Here is a 9,467-nt window from a genome sequence, read left to right as displayed (position 1 = left end):
TTTTCAGTTTAAAAGGTTCTGAATACCGTCTGATCACTTTGTCATTTCTGTACATAATGTTTAAAATTATGTAGCCTTTATTCAGGACGGGTCAATATGTTGCACAACGTGTTTGTATATGGTTTGTTGCGTGGTTTAAGCACTAAATTTAGCAAATTAAAACCGAATAGAAAATCCGCGAGGATTTTCGTAAGTAGGCTAGAACTAGCAATAAATTATATACGGTGTTGCCATTTCGTTGTTTTTACTCAGGTTTTTAATTATTAGGCTTAATTCCGTTTTCTGTTTTTTTTTAGTATTTGAGTAAATTCGTTTAGTTACTTATTCCGCAAACTTTTTCAATTCCGATTGAGTGAGTAATTCCGCATCTTGGTAAATTCAGAGTTTTGTTCGGTTTTTCCAAACCTTTTAAATTCTGATTAATTAAATATATAGGTTTATTTAATTAAAGAAAATAAAAATTACATCATTGAAAATAGATTTAGAAATAATAATAAACTGCTCAATATTAGAATTACAATATTTATTAATTTCCACATTCCTTTTAAATGTTTTAGATTAATACTACTTAAAATAACTGCTGAAATACTAAAAAATATACTAATAATTGTTATGCTCCATCTTCCATCAAGAAAATCCGGGAAATACTTCTTAAAAACAGAAACTCTTTCAGCTTGTGTTGTACCTAAATTATAAACATAAATCCATAAACTATATATTGAAAAAGGAATTATCAAGCAGATTAAACTAATTAAAGTTGAAATTTTCCATTTGTTTTGATTTTTCATAATAAAATTAGTTTTTTAATGTTCCGATTTTTTGAATCAGAGTGCGTTCCTCCAATGAATGGCAACGTGTTTGTGTATGATTTCGTTGCGTATTTCAGCACCTAATTTAGCAAATACAAACCGAATAGAAAATCCGCGAGGATTTTCGTAAGTAGGCGAGTACTAGCAATGAATTATACACGGTGTTGGCAACTGGCTTTTTATGGTCGAATAAAATCATAATTTCCATTTATTTCGTTCACATTCCAAGTCAGTTTAGGCAACTCTATATTTTTATTAAATTCTATTATTGTCAAAGATTTTAGTTTGTCAAACTTATAATTCGTTTGAATTCGTGTGTTTGATAGAAAGTAACTTCCTTGTACAAATTCTCCTTTTTCCTTTATGATTTTTTCTAATTCTTTCGAGTTTGTTTTAACATAAAATTCTCTTGTGTCTCCAAATCCCGGTTTTAGTTTTAATTCTATAATTCCGTTATTTTTCAAGTTTGCGTCCACAAAAACAGTTCTTGAATAATCTTTGTCCATTCGGTCAATTGCCATAAAAGCAAAAAAAACAATAGGAATCAAAACAGATGCTGTTTGAAATTTTATTTTATTTTCCGTTTTGTCGGTTAAATAAATAATTGACAATGGAATTAAACTCAAAAATATTAAATAGGGAAGTAGCAGAACTAAAATCAAAATACTGTTCTGGAAATCAAAAGTCAAATATTTTCCGACTTCGTTTGTTAGTAAAATGCTATATGAAATCGAAGTCAGTAAAGTCAATAAGATTCCGAATTTCGATTTGGCCAATACCAAAATTAGAGAAACAAATAACATTGGATAAAGCAATAAATAAAGGTCAGTCGTATTGTCAATTCCATATGCAAAAACAGTTACAGTTTGGGACAGAAAACTAATCAGTCCGACAATTGTCAGAATAATTATTATTAATCGGATTTTTTTCTGTTTTTCCGTCTGTTTCATTTTTGTTCAGCTTGTTGCCAACGGTTTTGTGTATGGCTCGTTGCGGAAAATCAGGTATGATTTTCCGCCATAACCGAAAGATAGCAAATTGCAATGAATTCCGATTAGGAATTCAGCCGCAATGAGCTATACACGTTGTTGTAGCACGTTTTTATTTCTTCCAAATGTTATTCCATTTATCTTCATAAGGTTCTAAATATCTTAATGGAATTCCGACTGGATTTGTTTGTTTAACTGGTTTTTTCCTTGGTTTGTTCAAATAGTCTTTATCTGATGTTTTGATTACGTTAATCAATTCTTTTCGAGAAATTATAAAATACCTAACGTCATTATTTTTGTCAATATGCACAAAAACATAAGGACACGTTATTTTATCTTTTGCCTTATCGATAGTCGCGTGAGTTAATCCAATTGGATAGCTTTTTCCATTTCGTATAGTTTTGACTTGGATATTTACATTTATTCCAGTTTCTGGATTTAGTCCAAAAATGTCAACGTCAGGATAGTTTTTTAAGGTCAAACTCGCAACCCAACCATTTAAACTCATCATTCCAGCTACAAAATATTCGCCAGTCAGTCCAATCAGGTGTTTATTTAGATTTCTTTTGCTCATATAGAAAGTTTTCCCACTCTTGTTTTAATTTTTGAACACTATCAGAAGCGTGTTCCCAATCATTAAATTCCACTTCAATTGTTGTTCCGTTAGCATTGTCAAGAGTAATGTAAACGTAGTTACTCGGCTTTAATTCATTTTCAGTATTCGTATTGTGTTGGACTGCCAAAATTCTGTCTAATCGCAAAATTGTATCGCCCAACCAAAAGGTGTTTTCTGTGTTCATAGGGTTTTTCTTAAATGTGCTACAACGTGTTTGTGTATGGTTAGTTGCGTGGTTAAGCAACTAATTTAGTAAACAAAAACGAACGCGAGAAAATTCCGAAGGAATTTTCCAAATAAGCAACGGCCAAAGCAATTAATTATACACGGTGTTGCCAGTAGTTTTTATTCGTTTATTATTCCAATTACAAAATAATTATATATTTCAATATCTATCGGATTTGGTTTAACTATAACAGATAAGCAAGATTCTCCATATCGATTCCAGTCTTTATCTTTCATTACAAAGTATGACATTGCTCCATTTGCTAATTCATAACCATTTTTATAAAATTCCGATTGAAAACCGATAAAACCTTTATGATAAATTGATTTATCAAATGCTTTTTCTAAAATTCCAATTGTTTTATCAAGCGATTTAATAGACTCTACTTCAATACTGTCATTTTGTTTCAGATTCGCTTTAATTCGCGTGTAATGTGTGTTTCGGTCAATTATAATTAAATAACTCGAATTTCCGATACCAAAGAGTAGGTAAGGAAGATTTTTAGATTGAGATTTTGCTATTTTATCGAATACTAAATCCGCTTTGTTCCTGCTTTCTAACTCAAACTCATTTAGTTCTTGTGAGTAAGAATGTCCAATGCATAAAGCAAAAAATAATATTAATATTCTTTTCATTTTCTATTTTTTTCAAATCTAGTGATGTTGTCATAAATTCAAAAAGAGGAATGAGTAAATAGCCCTTTTCAATTAGTAAGCACGAAAAATTGCTGATTTGTCAAATTACTGGCAACGGTTTTGTGTATGATTTCGTTACGGAAAAATCGGCAAGATTTTTCCGATTAAGAAAGAAAGATAGCAAAAACGCGAGGAATTTCCGATAGGAAATTCCGCCGTAATGAATTATACACGTTGTTATAAACAGGTTTTTAATTCCGTTAAATTATTAATCCATTCTCCATATTCCTGCATTAGTTCTAATTCCATTTTACACTTTGTGAATTCTGTAATTTGATAAATATTCTGTTCTCCAATTTCCTCAACTGCAAATATTAAAAAGAAATTGCCCTTTAATTCTTTAATAAACCAATATCCATTTGTGTCAATTTGGCTTTCCAAAAAACGTTTGTCATTTTTTCGGTCAAATATTGTGGCATAGAAATGCAATCTTTTTAGAAATTTTAGACTTAAATTTTCATTTATTTCTTTAAACTCATTTAGAGTAAGAAATTCTATTATATTTTCTTTGTCAGTTGTTAATTTATGTTCCAGATTTAAAGGACGAAAAACGTGCATCATATTTCTGCCAAAATCAATTTGAATAGAATCTTTTCCGAAAGTTTTGAAGTCAATATTTAATGTGTCAGAATTCAGGAATATTTTTGATTCCTTAAAATCAATTTTCACATCGACTAATGAGTCAGAGGATATATTTCCAACAGTTTGTTTGTCAAAATCTATGATAATCCCTTCATCTCGTGATGTAGTTACTTTTCCTTCTTCGATAACACGGTTTTTATATGACATCCACACTCCTTTGACCTCTTGACCTTTGCAAGAAGTTAATCCAATGAGCATAAATATTATTTGTAGTGTTTTTCTCAACTTGTTTATAACGTTTATGTATATGGAAAGTTGCGTGTTTGAGTGCGAGGATTTTCCGAAGGAAAATCGGATGCAAGCAAACAAAGCAACTAACATTGGTTAAGCTAAAACTAGCAATTTTTTATATACGGTGTTATACCATGTGTTTTTTATGTCATGAGACGGTAATGGATTTTATTTCCTCTTTCATTCCATAAAATTTCTATATATAGTGCGCCATTTTCTTTCAATTTACCGATGGTTAATCTTGGATTAATCAGTGTGGAATTATTCTGCAATTTTGAGTGCCATTGAAATCCATCCCATGCACTTTTAAAAGCATTTTCTTTATTTTTTATAGAGACTTCATTGACCATACTTAGTTTGTCGTCATTGATAAATGCAGTTAGTGATTGTAGGTCAATTTTTATTAATGGACAAAAACTGTTTTCAATCGGCGAGATTGTCAATAAGGAGTCCGTATATTTCATAGCTAATTTAATCGAACCCGAAGAGTAAAATTCTATTGTAGTTTCATTTTCAATTGCTTTTAAATCAATTTTAGGGTAAAGTATTTTCCCGTTTTCATCTACTAACAGCTGTTCTTCCAAACCAGTTTGAATCACCTTATTCTTCATTAGTTGAAATGTGTAATTTCCTTCATTTAATTCCTTAAGAATAAATTTTTGTAGTTCAGTTTTAACCTCCTGGGTGAAACCTTCTTGGATATTCAAAATGCAAATTAATATTAATGTCAGTATATTTTTCATAATATGGTATAACGGTCTAGTATAAGAATAGTAGCGGATTTTCAAGCACTAACTTTTCGGTTAAACACAGACCTTTTTTATATTTACTAACTTTCGTTTTTGCGACTAAACCGCTATTATTTTTATACATTGTTGTACACTGGCTTTTTCTTTCCGCAAACTTGCTAGCGTTGGCAAAGACATACTCTTTTGCAATTTTTGATGTAGCGTTGGCTGTAGCGAATTGCAAATGTGTATGGCTTTTAGCGTTGGCTTATTTTCCTCTGTTCAATCTTCTATTTGATAGTTTTTTCCAGATACTATCAGCTAATTCAATTTCAGAGTCAGAAAGTCCGTAATTTTCTTTCAGTATTTTTTGATTCGTTATTTTTAAAATTTCCGAAATGTTTTTCTTTTCTCTTATCATTTTATCAATAAGAGGAAGTAAGTCAGAGTTGTTTTCATTATAAGGTAAAAGAATTCTTTCTACTTCATTTGGCATTAATTCTAAAACTCCTCCTCCGTGGCTTCTTCCGCAAATTTCTGTAAAGGCTAATGACAAAGAATTGTAATAACTAGCTGTTAAAGCTTTTAGTTCAACGTTTGATTTTGTTGTAACACGATGCATTGTGTCTGTGGTAAAAGCTTTAGCTTCATTAATAATTAGTTTCGGATATTTATTATTTCTACGAATAAAAAGAGCTTCCGAGATTCTTTGAGATGGTACAATTTGCCATTCATCTCTTATTCTACATTTATAACCTTCGTTAATTTTTTCTTCTTCTCCCCAAGCTATATAATCTCTTGCTCCAATAGAACCATTTAAATCTGCCATTTTTGGAAAAGTCAGAAAATGTGTTCTAGCTTCTTTATCTCTATTTCTATTCCAATCTTTCGTTGTGAAGATTGCACTTGGAACTTGTACGCTTCTTCCAACTAATGGTTTTGCATACTTCTCTAGGTTATAGAATTTGACTGTCGAAAGAGGAACTGTGAAAAAAGGGTTTGAGCCAGTTGTGATGCCTACCTCTACTTTTGCAAACTTTCCTAATTGATTGAATTTTTTGTCAGACTGAAGCCTTTCTAGAAAATCAATCTCTTCTTGCTCAAGGAAGTAAAAAGTCCATTTATTTGATTTAAAATCAATCTTCTTTTTTGGGCTTTTTAATATTGAAACATCTAGTTTTTTTAATTCTTCTGCGTCTCTTAATTCTAGATGTTCAATTAAATGAGAATTAGAGTTGTTTTTCTCACAAAGCAATAAAACTACTTCTTGTTGAATATTAGGAAATACAAGTTTCTCAAAAGAAACAATGTTTATTTTGTTATAAAAATGAGCTAAAAACTCTCTCAATGGTTGAGCGTACGAAACCTGAAGAATTTCCGCTGGTAAAACGAAACCAATTTTACCTTCTTCTTTTAAAAGTAGAGATGAACCAACAACGAATGAAACCCAAGCGTTCGTTAATTTTGAATATTTTAAACTTGCTTTATTAAAAATATCTGCTGCATATTGTTGTTGTTCTTTGTCGAAATACTGATATCTAATATATGGTGGATTTCCAACAATTAAATCAAATTTTCTCTCTGTATTAATACAATACTTATGGAAATCTTCATTAATTATAGACGATTTATTTAAACCAATAGCTTCTGACTTTTCAGCTTCAACTTCATCAAATTCAATTGCAGTAACAGAGTTGTATTCGTAGTTTTCTTTTTGAATTTCTTTTAAAAATACACCATCTCCACAACTAGGTTCTAAAATGTCTAATTCTTTATTACCATTAAAAGCCCATTTTAAAATAAATGATGCAATTGGTTCAGGTGTGTAAAAGCCACCTCTTAATTTTTCGCTTGTTGCTTCTTTGATTAATTGCATTATTTGTTGGCTTTATTTTTATTGTAATAATTGATTTTCTCTTCTGCAACTTTTAAAACTTTAGTTGCTAATTCCTCTTCTAAAATTGAATATGCAACTGTGTCACTTAAATGGGCTACAGTTAGTAAGTCCTCGTCAATGCTAAATAAAATTGAAATATCTTTAATGAGTTGTTTCGAAGGATTTCGATTGTTCTTTTCAATTTTTCCAAGCATTGAAGTATCAATTTTTAAATGTTCCGCAACTTCTCGCAATGTTAAATGATTTTCTGTGCGTAAATCTCTAATTGTTTCTCCGAATGATTTTTCTAATTGCATAATATTTTGGACAACTTCAGTCCAAATATACAAATGTCATTCGAACTAACTATGTTTTTTTAAGTTTTTTTTATACAATATCAATTAAAAAGTCTTTATTTACTTCATACAAGTTTAATGTCTTGCCAGAAAGACTATTTTTTTGTAAAATAGGAATAACAGTTGGACCCCAATGAAGCCAAGTTGGTGTATTACCTTGTCCTGCAACTCTAGAAATATCGTGACTTAATTTTAATGTGAATTTCCCAATAGGTTTTCCGGAAATTGAAATATCAAATACACCAAATGTTTCCTCGTATGTTGCACTATGAGCTTTTGTTTTTACCCATTTTAGTTTATTGAATACTTGATTTCTAAAATAAGTCTTTTGGTCAATAACTGTTGTACCTAATTTGAATCGAGCTTGTGCTAGTTTTAAATTTCCAGTAATTGCAGTTCCTGCAGGAACATCTTGAGCATCACTATTGCTTAATTTTAATTTTTTCCAAACTAAATTCTTACTTGTTATAGCAGTTGTTACTGGAACAGTTGCTGCAACTGGAACTGCTGTTGTAGGCTTAGATTTTTTGCTTTTACTTGGAAATATACTAGATGGTACTTTTGGGACACTTCTTTTAGGAACTTTTGATTTATTTACCTTTTTTCCAGTTGAAGTAGAAGTGCCTTTTGAGTAATTTCTTTTTCTTGTTGCTTCGTCTGGTACAATTCCATCAAGAAAAAAATTATTAATTACTTTGTTGTCTATTTTAAAAATGTTTGGGTCTGTATAATTTAAAAGAGATTTATAATATGTTTTTAATTCAGATAATAAAGCTAATCCATCTTTATCAGTTTGATTAAACTCTACAAGAAGTGAACTTTCTATATTTGTGAATAATCCAGTTCCAGTTAAGTTTGATGAACCTAGAATTATTTTCACGTCATTTGTTCCTTCGAACAAATAAAACTTTGGATGGAATATTGGTTTTTCCTTTTGATAGAAAATATAACTTTCAATATTTAAACTTAAAATTTCTTCAAGAGCTTCTTTTGAGGTTCCACCTTGGTCAATTCCAACAATAATTGTTAAATTTTTAAAGTTCTTTTTAGCAGAATTTATGTGACCTGATAAACCATATATTCCTGCTTCACTTGCAAAAGCAGAAAAACCAGTAAACGAGTTGAACTTTTTTTCTTTTAAATATTTAACTAACAAATTCCCAACAGCATTTTTTGATGTAGGTTCTAATCCTTGTCCTAAAAACGAAATTTTCATTGATGTATTTTATTTAATTTTTCAAAAATTAATTTCATAGATACATCAAGTCCTTTTGACAATTTCTCGATATTTTCAAGAGTAATATTTTTTTCTCCTCTTTCAATCATTCCAATATATGTTCGATGAAGTTTGGATTGAAATCCTAATTCTTCTTGAGAAAGTTTTTTTTCTTTTCGAAGTTCTCGAATAATTTTACCGAAATTCTGTGATAATTCTGCGTTCATTGAGTATACTATAGTTAGCACAAAGTAAGTTAATACTTTCGTTCTTACTACATACTAAAGTTAGCATTTCAAGGATGGGAAATTTTAGCTCTTTTGGTTTTTAAAGCGTTGGAAATATGTGGTGGGAAAAACCGTAAGTGCTAAAATATGTGGCTGCTTTCAGCTTGTGTACAACGGTCTCGTGTATGATTTGTGGCGTGATTTAGCACCGAATTTAACAAATAAAAACCGAATAGAATATTCCGCAGGAATATTCGTAAGCAAGCTCGACCTAGCCATTAATTATACACCATGTTGTAGGTAGTTTTTATATTTTATTCATTTTAAGGGTTTTACTGGATGTGCTTCTTTCTCCATCTGACTCAATATAACTTGTAATAATTTTTAATTCCGAAAACATCTTATAATTCCGAATACTTTTTTTAATTAAATCAGATGTTAGCTCAATCTTATATTCCTTTTGTTTAGAATCAATAGGTTTAAAGTCTGAAATCATTATAGTAATGTCATTCGATATTTTCCCATTAAAATTAATTTGGCTTTTGGAAATCAATGGGAATTCACAATTCCATATTTTCTTTAAACCCTCAATAGTTTTTTCTCTAGAGTCAGTATATATAATTTCAATTGATTTTGTTTTTGAGTTTATTGCTAATTCAGTTACTTTTTGAGAATCAGTTTTATTTACACAACTCAAAATTAAAATTCCGAATAAAAAGTATAATGTATTTTTCATTAGTTTCGATTTTCGCAAATTACCTACAACGTCTCGTATAAGAATAGTTGCGGGTTTATGTGCGAGGATTTTCCGCAGGAAAATCAGACGTAGTAAACTTGCAACGACCTCTGGTTAAGC

Annotated in this window: 12 protein-coding genes; all 12 read right to left on the bottom strand. The window is 30.2% G+C overall.

Annotated features, from left to right (window positions below):
* Positions 1-461: 461 nt before the first annotated feature.
* The 12 genes from LX78_RS14455 to LX78_RS14395 all read right to left on the bottom strand — a co-directional run bounded on the left by LX78_RS14455 (position 462) and on the right by LX78_RS14395 (position 9,347).
* A complete protein-coding gene (locus LX78_RS14455; protein WP_109683491.1) occupies positions 462-788 on the bottom strand; it encodes a hypothetical protein in 327 nt (108 codons plus the stop codon).
* A 200-nt stretch (positions 789-988) separates the two neighbouring features.
* The gene (locus LX78_RS14735) at positions 989-1,759 is read right to left on the bottom strand and encodes a hypothetical protein (protein ID WP_146192599.1); all 771 of its coding nucleotides are present in this window, start codon (positions 1,757-1,759) and stop codon (positions 989-991) included.
* A 151-nt stretch (positions 1,760-1,910) separates the two neighbouring features.
* Entirely contained in the window at positions 1,911-2,372 is a 462-nt protein-coding gene (locus LX78_RS14440) for a hypothetical protein (protein ID WP_109683488.1), read from the bottom strand.
* The gene (locus LX78_RS14435; RefSeq protein WP_109683487.1) at positions 2,350-2,598 is read right to left on the bottom strand and encodes a hypothetical protein; all 249 of its coding nucleotides are present in this window, start codon (positions 2,596-2,598) and stop codon (positions 2,350-2,352) included. The genes LX78_RS14440 and LX78_RS14435 overlap by 23 nt, the downstream gene beginning before the upstream one ends.
* Before the next feature lie 161 nt (positions 2,599-2,759).
* Positions 2,760-3,275 carry a hypothetical protein gene (locus LX78_RS14430; RefSeq protein WP_109683486.1) on the bottom strand — a complete coding sequence of 172 codons (516 nt, stop codon included), beginning with the start codon at positions 3,273-3,275 and terminating at the stop codon, positions 2,760-2,762.
* A 237-nt stretch (positions 3,276-3,512) separates the two neighbouring features.
* Positions 3,513-4,202 (bottom strand): hypothetical protein, encoded by a 690-nt coding sequence (locus LX78_RS14425; RefSeq protein WP_146192598.1) that lies wholly within the window; start codon positions 4,200-4,202, stop codon positions 3,513-3,515.
* A 149-nt stretch (positions 4,203-4,351) separates the two neighbouring features.
* A complete protein-coding gene (locus LX78_RS14420) occupies positions 4,352-4,915 on the bottom strand; it encodes a hypothetical protein (protein ID WP_109683484.1) in 564 nt (187 codons plus the stop codon).
* Positions 4,916-5,204: 289 nt separating this feature from the next.
* A complete protein-coding gene (locus LX78_RS14415; protein ID WP_109683483.1) occupies positions 5,205-6,812 on the bottom strand; it encodes an Eco57I restriction-modification methylase domain-containing protein in 1,608 nt (535 codons plus the stop codon).
* Complete coding sequence (locus LX78_RS14410; RefSeq protein WP_221407905.1) at positions 6,812-7,129, bottom strand: helix-turn-helix domain-containing protein; 318 nt, start codon at positions 7,127-7,129, stop codon at positions 6,812-6,814. Before LX78_RS14410 ends, LX78_RS14415 begins: the two co-directional genes overlap by 1 nt.
* A 70-nt stretch (positions 7,130-7,199) precedes the next feature.
* A complete protein-coding gene (locus LX78_RS14405) occupies positions 7,200-8,384 on the bottom strand; it encodes a phospholipase D-like domain-containing protein (RefSeq protein ID WP_109683482.1) in 1,185 nt (394 codons plus the stop codon).
* Positions 8,381-8,611, bottom strand: coding sequence for a helix-turn-helix domain-containing protein (locus tag LX78_RS14400; RefSeq protein WP_109683481.1), 231 nt, complete (start codon positions 8,609-8,611; stop codon positions 8,381-8,383). Before LX78_RS14400 ends, LX78_RS14405 begins: the two co-directional genes overlap by 4 nt.
* A 307-nt stretch (positions 8,612-8,918) precedes the next feature.
* Positions 8,919-9,347, bottom strand: a complete 429-nt coding sequence (locus LX78_RS14395; RefSeq protein ID WP_109683480.1) for a hypothetical protein — start codon at positions 9,345-9,347, stop codon at positions 8,919-8,921.
* Positions 9,348-9,467: the final 120 nt, after the last annotated feature.

Source organism: Xanthomarina spongicola, from assembly GCF_003148645.1.
GTDB lineage: Bacteria > Bacteroidota > Bacteroidia > Flavobacteriales > Flavobacteriaceae > Xanthomarina > Xanthomarina spongicola.
This window is presented reverse-complemented; position numbering and strand designations above follow the sequence as displayed.